We start from the raw sequence: 23,534 nt of genomic DNA, 5'->3' as shown, positions 1-23,534 counted from the left end.
GGCCGCCGTTGTCATGCTGAGGGGTGATCAGGGCTTGGTCGGGGGAAGACCGAACTCCGCGAACAGCGCCGGGTCGAGGAACGAGGTGATCTCGTGGATGCGGTCGTCCCGCAGCGACAGCACGTTGATCGACCAGGCGTGGTGGACGGCGTCCGCCGACTCGCCGACGTAGCAGGCGACGGTCGGCTGGCCGTTGGCGGTGATGACCTCGTTGCGCCAGCTCGGGCACCGGCTGATCGGGACCTCGACGGCGAAGTCGGAGACGGCCTCGATGCCCCGGTACCAGTGCGCGAGCGGCGGCATGGACCAGGTGACGTCCTCGGTCAGCAGCGCCACGAGCGCTTCGGCGTCGCCCCGGTCCAGCGCGGAGGCGAAATCCGCGGCGATCTCGCGGACCCGGGCGTCTTCGAGCTTCCGCAGTGTCTGCTGCTGGCTGGGCGACGGGACCTTCTCGGCCACGATCGCCCGCGCGCGTTGCAGCGCGCTGTTCACCGCCGCGACCGAAGTGTCCATTATGGACGCGATCTCGGCGGCGGAGAAGCCGAGGACGTCGAAGAGCAGCAGCGCGGCCCGCTGGTTGCCCGGCAGGTGCTGCAGCGCGGCGACGAACGCCAGCTCGACGGCCTCGCGCTGCTCGTACCGGGTGTCCGGACCCGCCGGGCCCCGGCCGAGGCGCCCGTCGGGGTACGGGCCGAGCCACGCGACCTCGGTCACCGGGGCGTGTTCGAGCACCGCCCGCTCGCTCGACGGGCCGAGGTCCATCGGCAGGGCGCGCTTGCCGCGCGCGGCGGCGGTGTCGAGGCAGGTGCGGGTGGCGACGGTGTAGAGCCAGGTCCGCATCGAGCTCCGGCCCTCGAACCGGTCCAGCCCCCGCCAGGCCCGCAGGAGCGCGTCCTGGAGGGCGTCGTCGGCGTCGTGGGTCGAGCCGAGCATGCGGTAGCAGTGGGCGTGCAACTCGCGGCGCAGCGGCTCTACCAGGCGGTTGAACGCCGCGTCGTCCCCGTTACGGGCTTCGGCGACGTCCGGGTCCTCGGCGCGCAGGATATCTTCGCTCACAGTCGATGATTGTGCCCTTACTTGGCGCGAAGCGCGGTGAGGGCCGGGGTGAACATTGTCGTCTTGATCGCGGCCAGCGTGCCACGGTCCTTGCCCGCCAGCGGGCGGACGAGGTCGGCCGCGTACTCCAGCAGCGCGGATTTCTCGGCGACGGCGTCCACGAGCCCCAGATCCCGCGCGTCCGTGCCGCCGAAGCGCCGCCCCGTGGTCATCGACGCGATCGCTGCGGCGGGGGTGAGCTTGCCCTGGATGAGCCCGGCCATCCCCGGCGTGAACGGGATGTTGATGTCGGCCTCGGGGAAGCAGAAGAACCCGCGGTCGGCGCGCATCACCCGGAAGTCGTGCGCCATCGCCAGCATGGCCCCGGCGCCGAACGCGTGCCCGTTGATCGCGGCGACCGTGTGCACGCCGAGGGTGAGCACGCGGGCCAGCAGTTCGTGGACGTCGGCGACGTACTGCGCGGCCTGCGCGGGGTTGCTGGTGAGCCATTCGAGGTCGAGGCCGTTGGAGTAGAACTTCCCGGATCCGACCGTGACCAGGACCGCCGGATCCGGATAGGCGACGACGGTGTCCAGCTGGCTGTGGACGGTTTCCAGCCAGGACGGCGAGAAACGGTTTTCGTCGTCGCCGAGGTCCAGGAGGAACACCGGGGCGTCGTGACGAAGGGTCGGCATGGTCAGTCCTTTCGTGGGGGTGGGAGCAGGAGTATGGCGTGAACCGCGGCGGCCAGGCGGACGCGGGCGTCTTCGGGGATCGGCTCGCCCGCGGTGAACGCGCGGCGGAACAGGGCGGTCGGCAGATCGACCACGCAGGTCGTCAGCACCTCGACCGCTCGCGCGTCCCGCCGGTCCCAGAGCCGTTCGGCGAGCTTGACCAGCAGCGCGACCAGGCGTTTGTCGAGCGCCAGGAGGTCGCCCGCGAGGTCGTCGGGGACCTGCGGGCCGAGCAGATGCTCCTTCTTGACGGTGATGAGCAGGCGGGCGGCGTCCGGCCTGCCGTCGGCGAACGCGGCAGGCGCGTCCGCCGCGGCCGCGACCGCCGCGACGGGGTCCGCCGCCTGCTCGGCCAGTTCGGTCTGGAGGTCGAGGAATCCGCTCGCCGCGCGGAGCCAGACGCGGGCCAGCAAGGCGCCGAGTGAGCCGAAAGCGTGGTAGATCGTGCCATTGGGGACCCCCGCGGCGGCCGCGAGCGACCGGACGGTGACGCCTCGGGCGCCGCGCTCGACGACGAGACGCTCGGCCACGTCGAGCAGCCGGTCCAAGTCGTGCACGCGGGGGCGGGCCATCAGGCGAGAATAACAGAGCAGTTGCTCCAAAACTGCGCCGTCCGGGAGTGTGAGCCGCTTCACGCGCCGAGCTGTCACATCGGTCCGGTGGCCGGGGTCAACCCGGCGAATCACCGAGACCGCAAGGAGAAACCGAAATGAACACCGCTTACGTCATCGTCACCGTCTTCGGCGCGTTCATGGCCGCCTTCTCGGCCGCCTCGATCTTCTTCCGTGCCAAGTGGGTCGTGCAGCCGCTCGCCGACTACGGCGTTCCGCGCACCTGGTGGACCCCGCTCGGCGTCGCCAAGGCGGCGGGCGCGCTCGGCCTGATCGCCGGCCTGTGGGTGCCCGCGCTCGGGGTCGCCGCCGGGATCGGCCTGGTGCTCTACTTCGCCGGCGCCGTGATCACCGTGCTCCGCGCGCACTGGGCGTCGCACGTCGCGTTCCCGCTGATGTACATGGCGCCCGTCGCCGCTTCGCTGGTGCTCGGGTTCGCCGCCTGAGGTCAGGAGTCCGGGGACCACACCGCGAGTTCGGCGCCGCCGGGCTCGCGGAAGTGGAACCGGCGCCCGCCCGGGAACGAGAACGGTTCGACCGTGACGACCCCGCCCGCGGCCTCGACGGAACCCCTCGCCCGCTCGAGGTCGTCGGTGCGGATCGTCACCAGCGGCGCGCTCGTCTGCTGCGCGGTGTCCTGCTGGAAGCCGAACGAGACCGCGCCGCCGCTCTGGACGTCGGTGTACGTCGGGCCGTACGCCGTCGCCGTCCACCCGAAGGCCTTTTCGAAGAACCGGCTCGAATCCGCCGCCGAACCGGACGGGAACTCCACGAAGTCGATTTCGTACATGGGCCGGAAGCTACTCCGGACCACCGACAGAACCGTCTCAGACGCTGCGCAGCACCGAAACCACGACGCCCAGCACGGCCGCGCGATCACCGTCGATGACGTCGTAGGCGGGGTTGCGCGGTTCGAGGTACACGTGACCGTCGCGGCGGCGGTACACCTTCACGGTGGCCTCTTCGTCGATCATCGCGGCGACGATCTGCCCGGAATGCGCCTCCTGCTGCTGCTTCACCACGACGATGTCGCCGTCGCAGATCGCCGCGTCGATCATCGAGTCGCCGCGTACCCGCAGCCCGAAGACGTTGCCCCGCCCGGTGAGTTCGCGCGGCAGGGTCATCACGTCGTCGACGTGCTCGACGGCCGAGATCGGCGTTCCCGCGGCGATGTCACCGACGACGGGAACCGGTACGGAGTCCTCTGTGGATTCCCGCGACGCGGTGCCGTGCAGGAAGGCGCGGACGTCGATGGGGCGGGAAATGGAGCTGCTGCGGCGGAGGAAACCCTTCTCCTCCAAGGCCGCCAGATGCTTCGACACCGAGGACGTCGAGCGCAGCCCGACCGCTTCGCCGATCTCGCGCGTGCTCGGCGAGTACCCGTGCTCCACCACCCATTCGCGGATGGTCAGCAGGATCTTCTGCTGGCGCTCCGGCAGCGAAGCGGCTTCCTCGAACACGTCAAGATCGTGGTAGGCGGTCATCGTCGGAATGGTAGTTCGCCGTGAAGATCGGCCGGATGGCCGCCCCGGCCGGGCCGAAAGTCCGATCCCGCGAGGGCTCCGGCGAGGTTGACTCGATCGTATGAACACGAAGATCACCGCCGCCGTCCTCGCCGCCGCGACCGCCACTGTCGCGCTGTCCGGATGCGGACTCAAGGAAGGCCTGACGGAAAAGGCGAACGGACACGTCAAGACGGTCGGCTACACGACCGGCGCGGAGGGCAAGCGCGACAAGGACGCCCGGCTGCCGGACTGGGTCCCGGACCGGGCGAGGTCGGTCACGGAGGTCATCCGGACGACGGGTTCGGAGCGGATCCTGCGGTTCACCGGCGGCACGCTGCCCGCCGAATGCGCGCCGGGAGCGGCCGCGACGCAGGCGGCCACGCTCGCCGCCCAGTGGTGGCCGGAGGGGCAGGAGAGCCGGACGGACAAGGTCTGCGGCGAATGGCACGTGCTCGTCCAGGGCGACGACGTGTTCGCGTTCAAGCCGGAGACGATGGTGAGCACGCGGTCCTGAGTCACTCTTGCGGGGACAGCGCGCCGACGCAGGCGGCGAGGTCGTGCAGCAGCCGATCCCGGCCGGGCGCGGAAAACGGTTCGAGCATCCGCTTCTCGACCTCGCGCACGAGACCGCTGGCGGCGCGGAGCTGGGCGCGTCCGGCGGGGGTGAGGGTGCTGGGCAGCGCGCGGCCCTGCGGCGCCGTCGCCGGGCGGGTGACCAGGCCGCGGTCCTGCAAGCCGCGCAGCACGAGGTTCATCGACTGCCGGGTGACGAACACGGCCCTGGCCAGTTCCGCGTTGGACAGGCCCGGCCGCTGTGACAGCACTTCGAGGCAGGAGTACTGCGGCACCGTGAGGTCGAGGGGGCGCAACGCGGTGTCCATGGCCGTGCGCAGCGCCGTCGCCGCTCGTTTCAGCAGGTACCCCACCGACTGCTCCAGCGGGCCGACCGTCTCGCCTTGACTCATGTCAGCATCATGACATACCTTTGCGATGTCAACACACTGACATGGAGGACGACATGACCGTGACCGGACCCGATTTCTTCTCGCTGCAGGTGCGCGACCTCGACCGAGCCGCCGCGTTCTACGAGACCCACCTCGGACTGACCAGGCTGCCCGTCGCACCACCCCACGCGGTGGTGTTCGGCACCAAGACGATCCCGTTCGCGGTGCGGGAACCCGTGCCGGGGACGGATCTCGACGCCATCACCCCGCGGCCGGGGTCAGGAGTGGCGCTGTGGCTGCACGCCGACGACACCCAGGCGCTGCACGACCGGCTCGTCGACGCGGGCGTCACCATCCTCACGGAGCCGTTCGACGGGCCGTTCGGCCGCACGTTCACCTTCGCCGACCCGGACGGCTACGCGATCACCTTGCACGACAAGGCCTGAGCTCACCTGCCGGAGCAGCGCCAGGGCCCGCGCGTCGGAAGAGTCCGCGGGGGTCGTGCACACGATCAGCAGCTGGTCCGGCGAGCGGGCGATCGACAGGGTCTGCTGGGTCACCGTCACCGTGCCGACGACCGGATGACGCAGCTCGTAGGCCGCCGCGTCGCAGGGCTGCACGCGGTGATCGCCCCAGAGCGAGACGAACTCGGGACTCTTCATCGTCAGCTCGCCGATCAGTTCCGCGAGCAGCGGGTCGTCGGGATGCCTGCCGACGGAGATCCGCAGATTCCCGACCGCCGCGCGGATCTTCCGCTTCCACTCGACGTACAGCTCCCGGTTGTGCGGGTCCAGGAACAGCATCCGGCTCATGTTCGGCCGCCGCGCCGGGTCGTCCGGGGCGTGGAAATCCAGGTGCCCGCCCAGCAGGGCGTGGCCGAGGGGGTTCCACGCCAGGACGTCGGAGCGGCGGCCGAGCACCAGCGCGGGCGCGTCGACGGTCCGGAGGAGGTCCCGGGTCTCGTCGTGGAGCTTCTCGGGCCGCGGACGGCGCGCCCGTGGCGTGCGGCGGGCGGCGCCGGCGAGGCGGTCGAGGTGTTCGCGTTCGTGGCCGTCGAGCCGCAGGGCGCGGGCGATGGCGTCGAGCACCTCGGCCGAGGCGCCGCGTGACATGCCCTGCTCCAGCCGCGCGTAATACGAGACGCTGACACCCGCGAGCTGGGCCAGTTCCTCGCGCCGCAGCCCCGCCACCCGGCGGCGCGCCCCGAAGTCGCGCAGGCCGACGTCTTCCGGGCGCAGCCGAGCCCTTCGCGCCTGCAGGAAGTCGCCGAGCGGGCCAGGTCCGTCCATGATCCCGAGTATCCGTGGCCCGCCCCGCCGCAGCCACACCCTCCCAGTGGGAGGACAAGGCGGGCGTGGTTCGCGCCCGGCCCGGTGACCAGGCTCGACGGCATGGACGAGATCACCATCGGAGAGGTCACGGTCACCCGCGTCAAGGAGTTCTACGGCTCACTCGGCATGACCCCGGCCGAATTCCTGCCGGACAGCCCGGACGGCTCGTGGGACGAACATCGAGGCTGGCTCGCGCCCGACTTCTGGAACCCCGAGACCAACGAATGCCGCGCCGCGCTCCAGTCCTGGCTGATCCGCAGCGAAGGGCGCACGATCCTCGTCGACACCGGCGTCGGCAACCACAAGGAACGGCCTTACGCGGCGGTCTGGAACCGGCTCGACACCGCCTACCTGGACAACCTCGCGGCCGCCGGCGTGCGGCCCGAGGACGTCGACGTCGTCGTGAACACCCATCTGCACATCGACCACGTCGGCTGGAACACCCGGCTCGACGGCCGCGCCTGGGTGCCGACCTTCCCGAACGCCACGTACCTGATGGCGCGGCCCGACTTCGAATTCTGGAACCCCGCCGAAGCGCACGATTCCGTGCTGGGGCGCGGAAACCAGAACGTCTTCGAGGACAGTGTCGCGCCGGTCCACGAGGCGGGGCTGACCCACCTGTGGGACGGCACGTACCGGATCGACCGGAACCTGCGGCTCGACCTCGCCCCCGGCCACACTCCCGGCTCTTCCGTGCTCACCCTGGAATCGGGCGGGGAGCGGGCGTTGTTCGTGGGGGACCTAGTGCACACCGCGCTGCAGATCGTCGAGCCGGACACCAATTCGCCCTATTGCGAAGACCCGGCCGGTTCCCGGGCCACCCGGCACAAACTGCTCGGCCAGGCCGCCGACGGCGACGCGCTCCTCTTCCCCGCGCACTTCGGTGCCCAGGGCGCCGTGCGGGTCGAACGCCGCGGGTCGAAGTTCGCGATCGCGCGATGGGCCGGCTTCTCCCACCTCTCCTGAAAGGACCGTTTTCGTGTACCCGCGAGCAGAAACCCCGGCTGGCTCGGTCCGCGGCCGCCGCGATTCCTTCGGCGAGCTCTACCGCGCCATCCCGTACGCGGCCGCTCCGCTCGGTCCCGGCCGCTTCCGGCCGCCGGTTCCGCACCCCGGCTGGTCCGGCGTCCGCGACGCGACCCGGCCGTCACCGACGGCGCCCCAGCCGGTGCGCGACTTCGGCGCGCTCGACTTGACGCCGTATTTCGGGCCGGGCTGGGTGCGCGGCGAGGAGTACCTGACCGTCGACGTCTCCACGCCCGCGGCGGACGACGGCAAGCGTCCGGTCATGGTCTTCGTGCACGGCGGCGGTTTCGTCACCGGCTCGAACCGCGCCGCGCTCTACGACGGGAGGGCGTTCGCACGCGACGGCGTCGTCCTGGTGACGGTGAACTATCGCCTCGGCGTCCCCGGTTTCCTCGACCTGGCGGGCGCTCCGGCCAACCGGGGCCTGCTCGACGTGATCGCCGCGCTCGGCTGGGTGCGGGACACGATCGCGGCGTTCGGCGGAGACCCGGGCAACGTCACCGTCTTCGGGCAGTCCGCGGGCGCCACGCTCACCGGAGCGTTGCTGGCGGCGCCGGAAGCCAAGGGGCTGTTCCGGCGGGCGATCGTCCAGAGCGGCAGCGGGATCGGCGCGTTCACGCCGGAGCAGGCGGGCCGGGTCACCGCGGCGGTGGCTTCGGCGCTGAACGTCGAGCCCACCGCGGAAGCGTTCGGGGAGCTCCCGGACGAGCGGTTCCTGGAGGTCCTGCCCGCGCTGGCCGGTCTCGACCTGCGGACCGAGACCGCGCCGGATCCGCTGGCGGGGCTGAGCCCGTTCAGCCTGGTGCTGCCGGTCCAGCCCGCCGACGGGCTCCTCGGCGGCGACGTCGACCTGCTCATCGGCACCACTACCGAGGAAGGAAACCTTTATGGCACGGCGAATCCCGCCGAACTCGGGGAAACGCTGTTCGGGGCCGGGACGGCGCGGATGGCGCGGGCGCACGCGCGGGTCTCGGAAGGCCGCACGTACGTCTACTCGTTCGGCTACCGCTCGACAGCGTTGAGCGGACGGCTCGGCGCCGCTCACACCGTCGAGCTGCCGTTCGTCTTCGACGTCGCCGACGAGCCGTGGCTGCACGGCGAAACCGGTCTCCTCGGCCCCGATCCCGTCCCGGAAGGGCTCGCGGCCAGGACGCACGGCGCGTGGGTCGCGTTCGCCAGGACCGGCGACCCAGGCTGGGCCGAATACGACGCCGTCGAGTTCTTCGGCTGACAGGACGTGCCAGGCCGGTGCCAGCGCCGTGTGCGTGGCCTGCCAGCGGACCGCGACAGTCTCTGGAATGTCATTCCAGTCGCGATCCGAGGAGTCACCATGAACACCCCTGTCACGATCATCGGCGCCGGGCTCGGCGGCCTCACCCTGGCCCGCGTCCTGCACGTCCACGGCATCCCGTCCGCGGTCTACGAGGCGGAAGCGTCCCCGACCGCGCGGCTGCAGGGCGGGATGCTCGACATCCACGACTACAACGGCCAGCTCGCCCTGGAGTCGGCGGGACTGATGGACGAGTTCCGCGGCATCGTCCTGGAAGGCCGCCAGGCGCTGCGGGTCCTGAACATCGACGGGACCGTCCTGTTCGAGCGAGAGGACGACGGCACCGGCGGCCGTCCCGAGGCGCAGCGCGGTGACCTGCGGCGGATGCTGCTCGACTCGCTCCCCGAAGGCACCGTCCGCTGGGGACACAAGGTCGTCGGTGCCCGGACACTCGACGACGGCCGCCACGAGGTGACTTTCGAGAACGGCACTACCGTCGTCGCCGAGCTGCTGGTCGGCGCGGACGGCGCGTGGTCGCGGATTCGGCCGCTGCTCACGGACGCCAGGCCCGAATACAGCGGGACGTCGATCGTCGAGACCTATCTGTTCGACTCGGACACCCGGCACGCGGACGTGGCGAAGACGGTCGGCGGCGGGTCGATGTTCGGGAACGGGATCGAACCCGGCCTGAGCATCAACGCCCACCGGGAAAGCGGCGACACCCTGCACGCCTACGTGGAACTCGCGAAGCCGCTGGCGTGGTTCGACGCCATCGACTTCACGGACGCGGAAGCGGCCAAGGCGCGGATCGCGGCGGAGTTCGACGGCTGGTCGCCGGAACTCACCGCGCTGATCACCGAAAGCGACATCGCGCCGATCCACCGTCCCGCCTACGCGCTGCCGTCCGGACTGCGGTGGGAACGCGTCCCGGGCGTCACCCTGCTCGGCGACGCCGCCCATCTTGCGCTGGCGAACGGGGAAGGCGCCAACCTGGCCATGCTCGACGGCGCCGAGCTCGGCAAGGCCCTCGCCGCGCGTCCCGGCGACGTCGAGGCCGCGCTCGCCGAGTACGAGCTGGCGATGTTCATCCGCTGTGAGACGCCCCTCGAGGAGGACTTCCTGCTCGAAAGCATCTTCGGCGACGAGATCCCCCAGCAGCTGCTCAACATCTTCGAGCGGCGGGACTGAGTCAGGCCCAGCCGAGTTTTTCGTAGAACGGGGTGAGCCACGCCCGGAACCGCTCCCCGTGGATCTCCTGGGCGGCGGCGATCACGGCGTCCGGGTCCTCTGCCGGTGCCAGGCCGCGTTCCCGGAGCCACGCGACGAACATCTCGTGCGAGCCGCTGTGATCGTCGTCTTCGTCCCGGAAGTAGTAGGCCGAGTCGTGGTCGACGGTGATTTCGGTGTCGTGGCCCAGCAGGCGCAGGAAATCCCGGAAGTCGCGGGCGATGACGTGCTCGCCGCCTTCGTCGCCGAAGACCACGACAGGCAGCAGGGCGAGGTCCGGCTCGTCGGAGGACCGCCAGATCGCGTACGTCGAGCCGCTTCCGTTCGCCTGGGCGATGGGGATCAACCGGGACAGGAACTCCGGATCGTCCAGTTCCTGGGGAAAGCGTTCCTTGTCGTCGTAGCCGTACAGCTCGAAGCCGTCGGCGAGGTAGTCGCGGGTCGAGTCGTAGAGATCCTTCAGTTCGTTCAGGACCGGGATCGGTGAATACACGCGGTCACTCTAGGCGGATCCGGCCGTCGGGCGGCTGGCTCCGGCGTAATCGTCGCCCGGCGTCCGGTAGGTGTGCACCTGCACCGCCTGACCGGTTGACACCGTGGCGCCGAATGGAAATGATCTGCGCCGACAATTGAAGACAATCCAAGTCAGCGCCGTGGTGGTAGGTGGGTGCGCTGTCGTGTTCGTGCTGGCCGCGAACACGACTCACCTACCAGGAGGGTTCGTGTCCCACCACAGTTCCGAGATCGATGTCGTCGTGGTCGGCGCCGGTATGGCAGGTCTCGTTTGCGCGCATCGTCTCCGCGGTCGCGGAGTACGGGTTCTTCTGCTCGAAGCCTGCCCTCAAGCAGGCGGCCGCACCGTCGGTGCCGAAGTCGGCGGCGAGGCCGTCGATCTCGGCGGCCAGTTCATAGGACCAGGTCAGGACCGGGTGTACGCGCTGGCCGAGGAACTCGGCGTGGCCGTCTTCCAGACGTACACGGCGGGGGCGAACCTTCTCGAAACCGAGACCGGGCGTTTGCGCGGGTTTCGTGGCATGGTGCCGAAACTCGGCCCGTTGACGCTGCTCGACGTCGGGCGAGCCCAGTCCCGTCTCGACAGGCTCGCCCGCTCCGTCGACACCGAGACGCCCTGGCGCGGCCCGGACGCGTTCGACGGGCAGACCTTGCGGACCTGGATCGATCGCACCGCGAAGACCCGGGGCGGGCGCCGGTTCCTCACACTCGCCTGCCAGGCCATCTGGGCCTGCGAACCGAGTGAACTGTCGCTCTTGCACGCGCTGTTCTACATCAGGGCCGCGGGCAGCCTGTCGGCGTTGACCGACGTCGAAGGCGGCGCGCAACAAGACCGGTTGGACGGCGGCGCCCACGGCCTCGCCGGGAAGCTCGCCGAGCGGCTGGGCCCGGTCCTGCGGCTCGGCGAGCCGGTCCGGCGGATCGAGCAGGACGATTCCGGTGTCACGGTGACCGCCGAGGACGGAACCGCCTGGCGGGCCGGGTACGCGGTGGTCGCGGTGGCACCGCCGCTCGCTGCCCGGATCGGTTTCCACCCACCGCTTCCGCCCGCGCGCGATAACCTGGTGCAGCGGCTTCCGATGGGCAGCGTGCTCAAATGCGTCGCCACGTACACGGAGCCGTTCTGGCGGCAGGCGGATCTCAGCGGTGCCGCGTTGAGCCTGCGCGGCCCGATCGCGATGACCGTCGACAGCAGCCCGCGATCCGGCGGCAGGGGTGTCCTGATCGGGTTCGTCACCGGCGCGGCGGCCAGGGAACTCGGGACGCGTTCCCCAGCCGTCCGCCGAAGGATCCTGCTCGACGCGCTGACCCGCCTCTTCGGTTCACGAGCCGGTGCGCCCCTGGGCTTCGCCGAGCGGAACTGGAACGAGGAACCGTTCACACGAGGCGCTTACTCGGCGGTGTTCCCGCCGGGTGCCTGGACCGGGTCAGGCTCGGCCCTGCGTGCACCCTGCGGCCGGATCCATTGGGCGGGAACGGAAACCTCGACGCGCTGGTACGGCTACATCGAGGGCGCGGTGCGCTCTGGTGAGGCTGCGGCGGACGCCGTCACACCGCTTCTGCCTCGATGAGCACCAGGATCGCGGTTGGCAGGGCCGGCGCGGCGGCGGGCCGCGGGCCACGACTTCAGGCCGTCGGGCGGCCCGCCCCGGCATAGTCGTCGCCCTGCTTCCGGTAGGTGTGCACCTGCACCGCCTGCCCGGTCTGCGGGGCGTCGATCATCTGCTGGTTCCCGATGTACAGCCCGACGTGGTGGATCTTCGTGTTCGGCTCGCCGTAGAAGATCAGGTCGCCCAGCTGGGGATCGGTCACCTTGTTCACGCTGTGGTACTGCGTGTGGGCGGTGCGCATGAGCTTGACGCCGGCGCTCGCGTACGCGGCCGTCGTCAGGCCGGAGCAGTCGAAACCCGGGTCGCCGCCGCCGGTGCCGTTGCCGCCCCAGACGTAGGGCAGGCCGATCTTGTCGATGGCGAAGTTGACCGCGCTCAGCGCCGCCGCGTTCGGCGCCTGGGGGCTCTGGCCGACGGTGCCGTAGACGTTCACCGTCGCGAGGGTGCGGTGCATCAGCAGCGGCGCGGGCTGCAGGGTGCTGACCGCGTTCCACCACGTCTGGCCCTGGCCGAGGTCGCGCCCGCCCGCGCACAGGGCGCGTCCGGCGGTGAGCGTGGCGTCGTCGATGTTCTGCGGGTTCGGTTTCGCCCCGCTCGCCGAAGCCTGGAACTGGTTCCACACCGCGGGGGTCAGCTGCAGCGGGCCGCTGGCGTTCGCGGACGAGACGACCTTGTTGTAGAAGTCGCGGACCTCGACCGCGCCGAGCGGCACGGTCAGCACGCCGTCGGCGTTCACGCTCGAACCGGTGGCGCGGCCGTGGTCCGAGGCGATCTTCCCGAGCGCCGCCAGCGTCACCCAGGACAGCCGGCAGCCCGGCGTCTCCTTGCTCAGCGTCACGGTGGTCTTCGCGTAGCCGGTCATCGCGCGCAGCGGGATGTCGAGCCAGCCGCTGGTCTTCGACACCCAGGCGTCGAACTCCTGCCCCATCTGCTGCGGGACCTTCGGCTGTTCCTTCGGTATCTCGGCGGGGGCGGTCGAAGGCGGCGGCGAGGGCGGCGCCGACGACTGGACGGCGGCGGCCTCCGTCTTCGGCTCGTCCTTCGGCGCGAAGGTGATGGCGGCGATCAAGGCGGCGCCCGCGACGACCACGGCGGCGATGATCACCGGGAGTCTGCGGCGGCGGGAGGTCTCCTGCTCCATCACCGGCCCCCGGTGATCCGGCCGAGGACGAACTCGCGGAAGGCGTCGACGTCGGTGGTCAGCGCGACGTCGACGGTGCGGCCCGGCACGGCCTGCGGATCGGTGCTTCGCAGCCTTCGCCGGTCTACGAGCGTCGCGCCGCGCGCGGGGCCGAAGCCGCACTCGACGTCCACGGGGTACGACTCGGTGTGGAGGATGCCCGGCCGGATCGCTTCGGCCACCGCGACCGCGTCGTGCATGACCATCCCGGGGATGCCGAGGATCGGCGTGTAGTGCCGGACGTAGGTCGGGGTCAGCGCTTCGAGCGCCGCGCCGAGCGGGCCGGACGCGGCGAGTTTGCCGAGCCAATCCGTGTCGACCGAGCACTGGTGCGTGATGTCGAGCGGGACCAGCACGGTCGGGATGTCCCCGTCGACCAGCACCCGGCGCGCGGCCTCAGGGTCGCTCCAGATGTTGAACTCGGCGGCCGTGGTGGAGTTCCCCTTGGTCACCCCGCCGCCCATGATGACGATCCGGCCGATCTTCTCGCGGATCTCCGGATGCGCCGCCAGCAGCAGCGCGATGTTCGTGAGCGGGCCGATCGGGGCGATGGTCACGGGCTCGTCGGCGGCCTCCAGCAGGTCCACCAGCAGGCGGACGGCGCCGCGTTCGTCGAGCGGGCGCTTCGCCTCCGGCAGCGTGCCGGCGTGGCCGGACAGGCCGTCCTCGCCGTGGACGAACCCGGCGGGCTTGGCGTTGTCGTAGACCAGCGGCCGCGAGGCGCCCGCGGCGACCGGGACGTCTTCGCGGCCGAAGAGCTGCAGCAGGCGGCGCGCGTTGGCGGTGGTGTGGCTCAGCGGGACGTTGCCGAACACCGTGGTCACACCGAGCAGGTCGACGTCCTCGGATCGCGTGGCCAAAGCCAGCGCGAAGGCGTCGTCGACCCCCGGGTCGGTGTCGATGATCAGCTTGGTGCCCATGCGCGTGCTCCCCTTTGCGGTCGGCGGCCTGATCACAGGTTACGGTCACCGGTATGACGTCCATGTGGGGTGCGCCCGCGCTGACGCGGCTCCGCGCCTGGGGCCAGGCCCGTCGTGATCCGCGTCAGGCGAAATTCCTGACCAAGGATTCGCTGCGCTGGGTGCTGCGGAACCGCGCGTACACGCCCTGGTACCTGGTCCGGTACTGGCGGCTGCTGAAGTTCCGGGTCGCGAACCCGCACATCATCCTGCGGGGGATGGTGTTCCTCGGCAAGGACGTCGAGATCCACTGCCGTCCCGGCTACGGACGGCTGGAGATCGGCCGCTGGGTGCACATCGGCGACGGCAACGCCATCCGCTGCCACGAGGGTTCCCTGCGCATCGGCGACAAGGCGGTGTTCGGCCGCCAGAACGTGCTCAACGGCTACCTCGACATCGAACTCGGCGCGGCCACGCTCGTCGCGGACTGGGTGTACATCTGCGACTTCGACCACGTCACCACCGACATCACCGTCCCGATCAAGGACCAGGGGATCGTGAAGTCGCCGGTGCGGATCGGGCCGGACACCTGGATCGGCACCAAGGTCTCCGTGCTCAAGGGCACCCGGGTCGGCCGCGGCTGTGTCCTCGGCGCGCACGCCGTGGTGCGGGGCGACATCCCGGACTACTCGATCGCCGTCGGTTCGCCGGCGCGCGTCGTCCGGAACAGGCAGGACGACTACGCCGCCGACGCCGCCCGCCGTGAGGCCGTCGCGGACATGGCGCGCAAGGCGAACAAGGCGCTCCAGAAAACCCTGGGCGTGGACTCGTGACTCGCGTGTTTGAAGACGGAACTCGCGAGATCCGCCTTCAAACACGTGAGTCACGTCTTCAAGCACGCGAGTGCGGTGTCTGATCACGCGAGTCACGCCCTCGCGCTGACCGGCCGGCTAGCCGCGCAGCTGCTCACGGACCTCCATGAGCGCGAAGCCCAGGAGGTTCTGCCCGCGCCAGTAGTCGGGGCGCGTGGCGTTCTTGTCCTCGCGGGCGACGCCGCTGCCCCAGACCAGGTCCATCCTCGACGCCTCGACGATCACCTTGTCACCCGTGCTCAGCAGGAACTCACGCTCCTCGGCGTGCTGGCGGAACTTCTCCAGGTTGCCGTCGACGACGACGTCGAAACGGTGCCGTTCCCACGTCTCGGCGTCGAAACCGGAGACCTCGCGGCCGAGGATCTTCGCGGTCTTCGGGTCCGGCGCCTGACGGATGGCCGCCGCGGCCTCGTGATCGCCGAACAGTTCCGCCTTGCCCGCCATCATGTAGTGCTCGGCCGTCGGGTACCGCTCGCCGCCCGCGACGAACGGCGCGATCCACCACTGGCTCAGGCAGGCCGCGTTGACCCGGCCGCTCTTGAGCGGCGTGTGGCCGTAGAAGAGCTGGTACTCGGGCTCCGCGCCGCTGTGGACCAGCTCGCGCAACGCATCGAGACTCCGGACTCCGTCGACCTTGCTCACCATGGCGACCAGTGGACCACAGACCACCGACAACCCCGTTGCCCACCCACTGGACCACTCTCCGCAGTGGGCCGGGGCGGTCAGTACATTCAGCATTCGTGCAAGGGATCGAAACGGTGAGCGCCCGAACGGTCGAAGAGGCCGCCAAGCGATTGGCCGGGGTGGTGACCCGCACGCCGCTCGAACCGAACGAGCGGCTCTCGGCGCGGGTCGACGCCCGGGTCTGGCTCAAACGCGAAGACCTCCAGACCGTGCGCTCGTACAAGATCCGCGGTGCCTACAACTTCATCGTCCAGCTCGACGCGGAGCACCGGGAGCGCGGTGTCGTCTGCGCGAGCGCGGGCAACCACGCGCAGGGCGTCGCGTACGCGTGCCGCCGTCTCGGCGCGGACGGCCGCGTCTACGTCCCCGGCACGACTCCCCGGCAGAAACGCGAGCGGATCGCGACGCTGGGCGGCTCGCACATCGAGGTCATCGTCGTCGGCGAGACCTATGAGGACGCCTTCACCGCGGCGAAGCAGGACGCGGAGCGCACCGGCGCGACACTGGTCCCCGCGTTCGACGCGCCAGAGACGGTCGCCGGGCAGGGCACGGTCGCGATGGAGGTCGTCGCGCAGCTCGGGTTCGTCCCGGACGTCATGGTGGTGCCGGTCGGCGGTGGCGGCCTGCTCGCGGGGATCGCCGCGTGGGCCGCGGAACGGGCGCCGGAGATGCGGATCGTCGGGGTCGAACCGGCGGGCGCGACCTGCATGGCCGCCGCGCTGGCGGCCGGTGAGCCGGTGCGGCTCGAAGCCGTCGACACGTTCGTGGACGGTGCGGCGGTCGCGCTGGCCGGATCGGTGACGTACCCGCTGGTCCGCGACGGCGGTGTCGAGCTCACCGACGTCGCCGAGGGCGCGATCTGCACGGAAATGCTCTCGATGTACCAGTCCGACGGCGTGATCGCCGAACCCGCCGGCGCGCTCGCGACCGCCGCGCTGGGCACGACGGTGAAGATCGACCCCGGGCAGATCGTGGTGTGCGTCGTCTCCGGCGGCAACAACGACGTCAGCCGCTACGGCGAAGTGCTCGAACGGTCGCTGATCCACGAAGGACTGAAGCACTACTTCCTGGTGGGGTTCCCGCAGGAGCCCGGCGCGCTGCGGCGGTTCCTCGACGAGGTCCTCGGGCCGGACGACGACATCACGCGGTTCGAGTACGTGAAGCGCAACAGCCGCGAGACCGGTCCGGCGCTGATCGGCGTCGAACTCGCGCGGCCGGGTGACCTCGAAGGACTGCTGCACCGGCTGGAGGTGAGCCCGTTGCAGGTGGAGCGGGTGGAACCGGGCAGCCCGCTGTTCCACTTCCTGGTGTGACCCGCCGCCCGCGTTTCGTCCTCTGAATGCGGTACTTGCGCGTGCAACGACCGCATCCAGAGGACGAAACGCGATCAGCGGAAAGCGGCGAGGTGGGTTCGTGCCCAGATCGCGAACGGGCGTGGTTCCCGTCCGGTGAGGTCCTGGACGGCACCCGTGACCACGGAGTCGTCGAACTCGCCCTCGGCGAAGAAGCGGAAGAACGCGTCGACGTACTTCTCCGGCATCTCCGCGCTCATCGTCACCCGGGCCTCGGCGTCCGGCAGCGGTTCCAGCCGCAGCTTCCGCCCCAGCAGTTCGCTCAGCACGCGCAGCCGGTCGGCTGGCCGCAATGAACCCGGACCGGTGATGGCGTACGCCCGGCCCTCGTGTCCCGGCGTGGTCAGGGATTCCGCGGCGACGGCGGCGATGTCGTACGGATCGATCGTCGCCACCGGCACGTTCGCGAACGGCTCGCGCACGACGTCCCCGGCCTGGAGCTGCGGTATCCACTGCAGCGTGTTGGACATGAACCCGCTCGGCCGCAGGAAGGTCCAAGCCAGCTTCGACGCGCGCACCGCCGCCTCGGCCGCCATGTGCATCCCGGCGACGGCGTTGTCGGGCCGCCCGCCCACGACCGAACGCGACGACAGCAGCGTCACCTGCTCGACGCCCGCGCCGCGCATCACCGCGAGCGCGCCGGACATGTCGTCGTAGCCGCCGAGCAGGAAGACCGCCCGGACACCTTCCAACGCGGTCTTCAGGCTCGTCGGTTCGTTGAGGTCGCCCATCACCCCTTCGACGCCGTCGGGCAGTGGCCGCGGCGTGCGGACCAGCGCTCTCACGGAATGTCCGTCGCGGGTCAGGATCGCGGTCAGTTCCGAGCCGACGTTCCCGCCTGCCCCGGTCACCAAGATCATGCAGTTCTCCCCAGTGTGGTGGCCGCGGTCACGCCGCGGCCGTCGTCGGCAACCCTGCCAGGGAGATCAAGACGGCTCAAGGCGCCTTGGGTACCGCCGGGTACGGGACGAAGGTGCTCGTGTTCTCGTCGACCGTCAGCTGTTTGCCGATCGTGGGGAACGCGCGCTGCGAACAGGCCGGCCGTTCGCAGACTTTGCAGCCCATGCCGATCGGGGTGGCGGCGGCGCGGTCGTCGAGGTCGAGCCCGGTCGAATAGATCAGCCGTTTCGCGTGCCGCAGCTCGCAGCCGAGGCCGACGGTGAACGTCTTGCCGGGGCTGCCGTAGCCGCCGATGTTGCGCGACACCGTCCGCGCGATCCAGAAGTAGCTCTTGCCGTCGGGCAGGGTCGCGATCTGGGTGAGGATCTTGCCCGGCTGGGTGAACGCCTCGTAGATGTTCCACAGTGGACACGCGCCGCCGACGCGGGAGAAGTGGAAACCGGCCGCGGACTGGCGTTTCGACATGTTCCCGGCCCGGTCGACGCGCACGAACGAGAACGGCACGCCGCGGTTCTTCGGCCGCTGCAAGGTCGAGAGCCGGTGGCAGACGGTCTCGAAGCCGACGCCGAAGTGGTCGCACAGCCGCTCGATGTCGTAGCGGAAGCGTTCCGCGCAGGCCAGGAACGGTCCGTAGGGGAGGATCAGCGCGCCCGCGAAGTAGTTCGCGAGCCCGACGCGGGCCAGTGACCGCGCGGCGGGCCCGGAGAACGCCCAGGAGTCGGCGAGTTCGGTGATCAGGTCGTCGTATTCGAGCAGGGCGATCTGCGAGGCCATCCGGAACGCCTGCTGCCCGACACGCAGGCTCGGCGCCAGCCGCAGCACCCGCGGCCCCGGTTCGTACCGGTGCTGCTGGCCGTTGGCCTCGTCGATGCCTTCGCTGGTGACGTCGACGCCGTAGCGCTGGATCAGCGTCTCCTTCAGCGACGCGAGCACCTGGCCGCGCTGCAGCGGGATGTCCTGCGCCATCCGTTCGGCGCGTTCGTCCAGCTCGGCGACGTAGTTCTCTCGCTCGTAGAAGAAGTCGCGGACCTCTTCGTGCGGCAGGGCGGTGGCGGCGCTGCCGTGCAGGCCGAGGCCGTTCTCCATGGTCAGCGCGGCCGTGTTCTCGACGGCGTTGCGGTAGCTGCGATGCAGTTTGACCAGGGCCTGGGCGATCGTCGGCAGGTTGGTGGCGAGGTCGTTGAGCTCGCTGTTGGTGACGTCGACGCCGAGCACCTCGTCGAGCAGAGCCTCCTTCACGTCGGCGACGAGCCGGGCGGTGTCGTTGTTCGCGAAGAACTCGGTGTCCACTCCGAACGCCTGCGTGATGCGAAGGAGCACCGGGACGGTCAGCGGACGCGAGTTGTGCTCGATCTGATTGAGGTAACTGGGTGAGATCTCCAGCACACGAGCGAGATCCGCCTGGCTCATCGACCGGCTTTCGCGCAGATGCCGCAGCTTCGCTCCGGCGAAGGTTTTGTCCACTGAGGCCTCTCTGTCCGCAAGGTTTCCGGGCCTGAACGATTCAGTGAACGGTCAAGCCCGTGGATTTTCGCTCCGCTTGCGAACGCAAGATTCGCAACCTTTGCAAGATGCTACGGAAGCTTCGCAGAAATTGGCAAATTGGAGCCCTGGATCGGATTTCCCCTGCCGTGTCAGGGTCGAATCAGGAAAGGCGATCACTCGCAAACTTCGCAACACCCGGGAGAATCCGATGACTCAGCACGCGCAGCAGCTGGAGCAGGCGGCCGCCGAACTGGCCAAGCAGTGGGAGACCGACCCCCGCTGGGCGGGCGTGAAGCGTTCGTACTCCGCGGCTGACGTGGTCAAGCTGCGCGGCAGTGTGGTCGAAGAGCACACGCTCGCCCGCCGCGGTGCGGAGAAGCTGTGGGACCTCCTGCACAACGAGGACTACGTCCACTCGCTGGGCGCCCTGACCGGTAACCAGGCCGTGCAGCAGGTCCGCGCCGGCCTCAAGGCCATCTACCTGTCCGGCTGGCAGGTCGCCGCCGACGCCAACCTCTCCGGCCAGACCTACCCTGACCAGAGCCTCTACCCGGCCAACTCGGTGCCCGCCGTCGTCCGCCGCATCAACAACGCGCTGGGCCGCGCCGACCAGATCAACTGGGCCGAGGGCAACACCGACATCGACTGGTACGCCCCGATCGTCGCCGACGCCGAGGCCGGCTTCGGTGGCCCGCTCAACGCCTTCGAGCTGATGAAGGGCATGATCGCCGCCGGCGCCGCGGGTGTGCACTGGGAGGACCAGCTCGCTTCCGAGAAGAAGTGTGGTCACCTCGGCGGCAAGGTGCTGATCCCGACCAAGCAGCACGAGCGCACGCTGAACGCCGCCCGCCTCGCCGCGGACGTGCTGAACGTGCCGTCGCTGATCGTCGCCCGCACCGACGCGCAGGCCGCCACGCTGATCACCAGCGACGTCGACGAGCGTGACCGCAAGTACGTCACCGGCGAGCGCACCGCCGAGGGCTTCTACAACGTCACCAACGGCATCGACCCCTGCATCGACCGCGGCCTGGCCTACGCCGAGTACGCCGACCTGCTGTGGATGGAGACCTCCAAGCCGGACCTCGAGGTCGCCCGCCAGTTCGCCGAGGCGATCAAGGCGAAGTACCCGGACCAGATGCTGGCCTACAACTGCTCGCCGTCGTTCAACTGGAAGAAGCACCTGGACGACGCGACGATCGCGAAGTTCCAGCGCGAGCTCGGCCACATGGGCTACAAGTTCCAGTTCATCACCCTGGCCGGCTTCCACGCCCTGAACTACTCGATGTTCGACCTGGCGCACGGTTACGCCCGCGAAGGCATGACCGCCTACGTCGACCTGCAGGAGCGCGAGTTCGCTTCGGAGGACCGCGGCTACACCGCCACGAAGCACCAGCGCGAGGTCGGCACCGGCTGGTTCGACAACGTCGCGACCGCGCTGAACCCGGAGAGCTCGACCACCGCGCTCGCGGGTTCCACCGAGGCCGAGCAGTTCTGATCCACCGCAAGTAGGTGACAGGTGGCGGTCTTTCGACCCCGGAGGACCGCCACCTCCCTTCCATCCCCGACTTTCTTTCGCGAAGCCCAGCGGAGGCACACCATGGTTGAGAAGCTGAACTACCGGATCGACGTCTGCGGACCCGCCGGTGACCGGTTCGACGAGATCCTCACCCCGGCCGCACTGGACTTCGTGGCCAAACTCGACAACGCGTTCGCCGGCCGCCGCCGCGAGCTGCTCGACGCCCGCCGTCTGCGCCGCGAAGAGCTGCAGTCCGGTGAGAAGCCGCTGGGCTTCCTGCCCGAGACGCGCTCCGTGCGCGACGACAGCAGCTGGTCTGTCGCCCCGGCGGCGCCCGGTCTCGAAGACCGCCGCGTCGAGATCACCGGCCCGACCGACCGCAAGATGACGGTCAACGCGCTCAACTCCGGCGCCAAGGTCTGGCTCGCCGACTTCGAGGACGCGACCTCGCCGACCTGGCACAACGTCATCGACGGCCAGCTCAACCTGTTCGACGCGATCCGCCGCAACATCGATTTCACCACCGAGGCGGGCAAGCGCTACACGATCGGCGACGAGCCCGCGACGATCGTCGCCCGCCCCCGCGGCTGGCACCTGGTGGAGAAGCACATCCGCATCGACGGCCGCCCGGTCTCGGCGAGCCTGGTCGACTTCGGCCTCTACTTCTTCCACAACGCGCGCCAGCTGCTGGCCCGCGGCAGCGGACCGTACTTCTACCTGCCGAAGCTGGAGAACCACCTCGAAGCGCGGCTGTGGAACGACGTCTTCCTGCTGGCGCAACGGGAACTCGGCATCCCGCGCGGCACCGTCCGGGCGACCGTGCTGATCGAGACGATCACCGCCGCGTTCGAGATGGAGGAGATCCTCTACGAACTGCGCGAGCACATCGCCGGGCTGAACGCCGGCCGCTGGGACTACATCTTCAGCGTCATCAAGAACTTCTCCTCGCACGGCGCGGACTTCGTGCTCCCGGACCGCGCGCAGGTGACGATGACCGTCCCGTTCATGCGGGCCTACACCGAACTGCTGGTGCGCACCTGCCACAAGCGCGGGGCGCACGCCATCGGCGGCATGGCCGCGTTCATCCCGAGCAAAGACCCGGAGATCAACGCGACCGCGCTGGAGAAGGTGCGCCAGGACAAGGAACGCGAGGCGAACGACGGCTTCGACGGCTCGTGGGTCGCGCACCCCGGCCTCGTCCCGGTCTGCCGCGAGGTGTTCGACGGTGTGCTCGGCGGCTGGCCGAACCAGCTCGGCAAGCTGCGTGAAGACGTCGTCGTGACGGCCGAGGATCTGCTCGACGTCGCCAGCGCGGGCGGCGAGGTCACCGAAGCCGGTGTCCGCGCCAACATCAACGTCGCGCTGCGCTACATCGACGCTTGGCTGCGCGGCACCGGCGCGGCGGCGATCCACAACCTGATGGAGGACGCCGCCACCGCCGAGATCGCGCGCTGCCAGGTGTGGCAGTGGATCCGCAACGGCACGAAGCTCGAAGACGGCACCGCGCTCACCCGCGAACTCGCCGTGTCCTATTTGGACGAAGAGCTGGCGTCGGTGCGGGCCGAACTGGGCGAGGACACCCGGCTCGGCGACGCCTACGAGATCTTCGCCGAGACCGCGCTGGGCGAGAAGCTGCCGAGCTTCCTCACCACCGGCGCGTACGCGCGGTACCTGACCACGCACTAGAAGCTCCGGCCGCCCCTACCTGACGCGGGGCGGCCGGGTTCCACACCGGTTTGGGACGGTGTGGCCCAACGGGTCCGGCGGCGGAGGCTCCCCGCCGCCGGACCCGCTTCACGCGCGCGCTCTTCCGGTAGCGCTGTCGGGCGTGCGTTCCGTCGCGGAGGCCCCGCTCACCCTCACACCCCGGTGAGCGGGGTCTCCGCGACGCTTTTCCGCCGACGGCGAAAGCCGCGGCGGGGGACCGGCTCGCCGGTCATGATCGCGGGATGACGATCCTGAAGTTCAGCGGCGAGGTCGCCGGGTTCTATCAGCGCTATCGCCGCGGCTATCCGGCGGATGTCGTCGATACGCTGGCCGCCGAATTCGGGCTCACCGCCGAAGACACGGCCCTGGACCTCGGCTGCGGCACCGGTCAGCTGACCCTGCCGCTCGCCGCCAGGACACGGGCGGCCATCGGCATGGACCCGGAACCCGACATGCTGGCGGAAGCCAGGAAGGCCGCCGCCGGGGTCGCGAACGTCGCCTGGCTCGTCGGCGCGGACAGTGACGTTCCCGCGCTGGAAGCAGTGCTGGGCAAGGAGAAACTCGGCGTGGTGACCATCGGCCAGGCACTGCACTGGATGGACCACGAGACCCTGTTCCCCGCCCTGCGCCCGCTGCTGAGGCCGGGCGGTGGCGTCGCGGTGATCACCAACGGCGCCCCGATGTGGCTGCACGACAGCCCGTGGTCGAACGCGCTGCGCGAGTATCTGGCCGGTTGGCTGGGGAAGCCGCTCGTGCGCACCTGCGGTGCCGAGCAGGAGGAACAGGACCGCTACCGCGCGAGCCTGGCGGCGGCCGGGTTCACCACCGGCGAGAAGGTCGTCGAGTACGAGGACGAGATCACCTTGGAATACCTCGTCGGCGCGGTGTACTCCGCGATGCCGGAGGATCTGCTGCCGAACCCGGACGAGCGCGCGGGATTCGAGGAACGGCTCGGCGTGGCCGTGGCACCGCACGCCCCGTTCGTCGAGCCGGTCCGGGTGCGCCTGTTGACCGGCGGAAAGGGATGAAGCGGTCACGTACCGCGAATAGGTAGCGGTACCTAGTGATACCCCCGTTGTTTCGGCGACGGGGCGCGCGGATGCTCGGCGCCGGGTGGGAATTCCGCCTGTTTC

Annotated in this window: 24 protein-coding genes and 1 pseudogene; 12 read left to right on the top strand and 13 right to left on the bottom strand. The window is 70.0% G+C overall.

What is annotated here, in order from left to right:
• Nucleotides 1–27: 27 nt before the first annotated feature.
• From IE302_RS13680 to IE302_RS13670, 3 genes are read right to left on the bottom strand one after another with little or no spacing between them, the layout of a single operon-like run.
• Nucleotides 28–1,056, bottom strand: coding sequence for a sigma-70 family RNA polymerase sigma factor (locus IE302_RS13680; protein ID WP_191254904.1), 1,029 nt, complete (start codon nt 1,054–1,056; stop codon nt 28–30).
• A 17-nt stretch (nt 1,057–1,073) separates the two neighbouring features.
• Nucleotides 1,074–1,730: an enoyl-CoA hydratase-related protein gene (locus IE302_RS13675; protein WP_191254903.1), complete on the bottom strand. Its 657-nt coding sequence runs from the start codon at nt 1,728–1,730 to the stop codon at nt 1,074–1,076.
• A 2-nt stretch (nt 1,731–1,732) separates the two neighbouring features.
• Nucleotides 1,733–2,341 (bottom strand): TetR family transcriptional regulator, encoded by a 609-nt coding sequence (locus IE302_RS13670; protein ID WP_191254902.1) that lies wholly within the window; start codon nt 2,339–2,341, stop codon nt 1,733–1,735.
• 137 nt (nt 2,342–2,478) lie between these two features.
• Between IE302_RS13670 and IE302_RS13665 the strand changes: the two genes are divergently transcribed.
• Nucleotides 2,479–2,826 carry a DoxX family protein gene (locus IE302_RS13665; RefSeq protein ID WP_191254901.1) on the top strand — a complete coding sequence of 116 codons (348 nt, stop codon included), beginning with the start codon at nt 2,479–2,481 and terminating at the stop codon, nt 2,824–2,826.
• Between the two features lie 2 nt (nt 2,827–2,828).
• Here the strand turns inward: IE302_RS13665 and IE302_RS13660 are convergent, their stop codons facing one another.
• Nucleotides 2,829–3,170 carry a VOC family protein gene (locus tag IE302_RS13660; RefSeq protein ID WP_191254900.1) on the bottom strand — a complete coding sequence of 114 codons (342 nt, stop codon included), beginning with the start codon at nt 3,168–3,170 and terminating at the stop codon, nt 2,829–2,831.
• Nucleotides 3,171–3,207: 37 nt separating this feature from the next.
• On the bottom strand, nt 3,208–3,864 hold the full coding sequence (gene lexA, locus IE302_RS13655) for a transcriptional repressor LexA (protein WP_191254899.1): 657 nt from the start codon (nt 3,862–3,864) through the stop codon (nt 3,208–3,210).
• Nucleotides 3,865–3,964: 100 nt separating this feature from the next.
• Between lexA and IE302_RS13650 the strand changes: the two genes are divergently transcribed.
• On the top strand, nt 3,965–4,399 hold the full coding sequence (locus tag IE302_RS13650) for a hypothetical protein (RefSeq protein ID WP_191254898.1): 435 nt from the start codon (nt 3,965–3,967) through the stop codon (nt 4,397–4,399).
• A 1-nt stretch (nt 4,400) separates the two neighbouring features.
• Here the strand turns inward: IE302_RS13650 and IE302_RS13645 are convergent, their stop codons facing one another.
• Nucleotides 4,401–4,850 carry a MarR family winged helix-turn-helix transcriptional regulator gene (locus tag IE302_RS13645; RefSeq protein WP_191254897.1) on the bottom strand — a complete coding sequence of 150 codons (450 nt, stop codon included), beginning with the start codon at nt 4,848–4,850 and terminating at the stop codon, nt 4,401–4,403.
• A 53-nt stretch (nt 4,851–4,903) separates the two neighbouring features.
• On the opposite strand from IE302_RS13645, the gene IE302_RS42755 reads away from it, so the two are divergent.
• Nucleotides 4,904–5,275: a VOC family protein gene (locus IE302_RS42755; RefSeq protein ID WP_229907756.1), complete on the top strand. Its 372-nt coding sequence runs from the start codon at nt 4,904–4,906 to the stop codon at nt 5,273–5,275.
• A 24-nt stretch (nt 5,276–5,299) separates the two neighbouring features.
• On the opposite strand, the pseudogene IE302_RS13640 reads toward IE302_RS42755, so the two are convergent.
• Nucleotides 5,300–6,118, bottom strand: a pseudogene (locus IE302_RS13640) (helix-turn-helix domain-containing protein); the annotation flags it as partial.
• A 102-nt stretch (nt 6,119–6,220) separates the two neighbouring features.
• On the opposite strand from IE302_RS13640, the gene IE302_RS13635 reads away from it, so the two are divergent.
• The 3 genes from IE302_RS13635 (at nt 6,221) to IE302_RS13625 (ending at nt 9,644) form a co-directional block, all read left to right on the top strand.
• Nucleotides 6,221–7,126 (top strand): MBL fold metallo-hydrolase, encoded by a 906-nt coding sequence (locus IE302_RS13635; protein WP_191254895.1) that lies wholly within the window; start codon nt 6,221–6,223, stop codon nt 7,124–7,126.
• A gap of 13 nt (nt 7,127–7,139) precedes the next feature.
• A complete protein-coding gene (locus IE302_RS13630; RefSeq protein WP_191254894.1) occupies nt 7,140–8,417 on the top strand; it encodes a carboxylesterase/lipase family protein in 1,278 nt (425 codons plus the stop codon).
• Nucleotides 8,418–8,516: 99 nt separating this feature from the next.
• Nucleotides 8,517–9,644 carry an FAD-dependent oxidoreductase gene (locus IE302_RS13625; protein WP_191254893.1) on the top strand — a complete coding sequence of 376 codons (1,128 nt, stop codon included), beginning with the start codon at nt 8,517–8,519 and terminating at the stop codon, nt 9,642–9,644.
• Nucleotide 9,645: 1 nt separating this feature from the next.
• Here the strand turns inward: IE302_RS13625 and IE302_RS13620 are convergent, their stop codons facing one another.
• On the bottom strand, nt 9,646–10,176 hold the full coding sequence (locus tag IE302_RS13620; RefSeq protein ID WP_191254892.1) for a hypothetical protein: 531 nt from the start codon (nt 10,174–10,176) through the stop codon (nt 9,646–9,648).
• Between the two features lie 229 nt (nt 10,177–10,405).
• Between IE302_RS13620 and IE302_RS13615 the strand changes: the two genes are divergently transcribed.
• Nucleotides 10,406–11,767 (top strand): flavin monoamine oxidase family protein, encoded by a 1,362-nt coding sequence (locus IE302_RS13615; protein ID WP_229907755.1) that lies wholly within the window; start codon nt 10,406–10,408, stop codon nt 11,765–11,767.
• A 55-nt stretch (nt 11,768–11,822) separates the two neighbouring features.
• Here the strand turns inward: IE302_RS13615 and IE302_RS13610 are convergent, their stop codons facing one another.
• Nucleotides 11,823–12,947 (bottom strand): C40 family peptidase, encoded by a 1,125-nt coding sequence (locus IE302_RS13610; RefSeq protein WP_191254891.1) that lies wholly within the window; start codon nt 12,945–12,947, stop codon nt 11,823–11,825.
• Nucleotides 12,947–13,906, bottom strand: coding sequence for a nucleoside hydrolase (locus IE302_RS13605; RefSeq protein ID WP_191254890.1), 960 nt, complete (start codon nt 13,904–13,906; stop codon nt 12,947–12,949). Before IE302_RS13605 ends, IE302_RS13610 begins: the two co-directional genes overlap by 1 nt.
• Nucleotides 13,907–13,959: 53 nt before the next feature.
• Between IE302_RS13605 and IE302_RS13600 the strand changes: the two genes are divergently transcribed.
• Nucleotides 13,960–14,718, top strand: a complete 759-nt coding sequence (locus IE302_RS13600) for an acyltransferase (protein WP_005167908.1) — start codon at nt 13,960–13,962, stop codon at nt 14,716–14,718.
• Between the two features lie 117 nt (nt 14,719–14,835).
• Here IE302_RS13600 and ybiA read toward each other — a convergent pair whose 3' ends face one another.
• Nucleotides 14,836–15,402: a riboflavin biosynthesis intermediates N-glycosidase gene (gene ybiA, locus IE302_RS13595; RefSeq protein ID WP_191254889.1), complete on the bottom strand. Its 567-nt coding sequence runs from the start codon at nt 15,400–15,402 to the stop codon at nt 14,836–14,838.
• 95 nt (nt 15,403–15,497) lie between these two features.
• On the opposite strand from ybiA, the gene ilvA reads away from it, so the two are divergent.
• Nucleotides 15,498–16,754, top strand: a complete 1,257-nt coding sequence (gene ilvA, locus IE302_RS13590) for a threonine ammonia-lyase IlvA (RefSeq protein WP_191254888.1) — start codon at nt 15,498–15,500, stop codon at nt 16,752–16,754.
• A gap of 74 nt (nt 16,755–16,828) precedes the next feature.
• Here ilvA and IE302_RS13585 read toward each other — a convergent pair whose 3' ends face one another.
• Nucleotides 16,829–17,653: an NAD(P)H-binding protein gene (locus tag IE302_RS13585; RefSeq protein WP_191254887.1), complete on the bottom strand. Its 825-nt coding sequence runs from the start codon at nt 17,651–17,653 to the stop codon at nt 16,829–16,831.
• 76 nt (nt 17,654–17,729) lie between these two features.
• Entirely contained in the window at nt 17,730–19,157 is a 1,428-nt protein-coding gene (locus tag IE302_RS13580) for a short-chain fatty acyl-CoA regulator family protein (protein WP_191254886.1), read from the bottom strand.
• Between the two features lie 229 nt (nt 19,158–19,386).
• Between IE302_RS13580 and aceA the strand changes: the two genes are divergently transcribed.
• From aceA to IE302_RS13565, 3 genes are all read left to right on the top strand, one after another.
• Nucleotides 19,387–20,673: an isocitrate lyase gene (gene aceA / locus IE302_RS13575; protein ID WP_072030536.1), complete on the top strand. Its 1,287-nt coding sequence runs from the start codon at nt 19,387–19,389 to the stop codon at nt 20,671–20,673.
• A gap of 102 nt (nt 20,674–20,775) precedes the next feature.
• Complete coding sequence (gene aceB, locus IE302_RS13570) at nt 20,776–22,380, top strand: malate synthase A (protein WP_191254885.1); 1,605 nt, start codon at nt 20,776–20,778, stop codon at nt 22,378–22,380.
• 263 nt (nt 22,381–22,643) lie between these two features.
• On the top strand, nt 22,644–23,429 hold the full coding sequence (locus tag IE302_RS13565) for a class I SAM-dependent methyltransferase (RefSeq protein ID WP_191254884.1): 786 nt from the start codon (nt 22,644–22,646) through the stop codon (nt 23,427–23,429).
• The last annotated feature ends 105 nt before the right edge of the window (nt 23,430–23,534 follow it).

The sequence above is a fragment of the Amycolatopsis oliviviridis genome (assembly GCF_014654365.1).
Lineage (GTDB): Bacteria > Actinomycetota > Actinomycetes > Mycobacteriales > Pseudonocardiaceae > Amycolatopsis > Amycolatopsis oliviviridis.
This window is presented reverse-complemented; position numbering and strand designations above follow the sequence as displayed.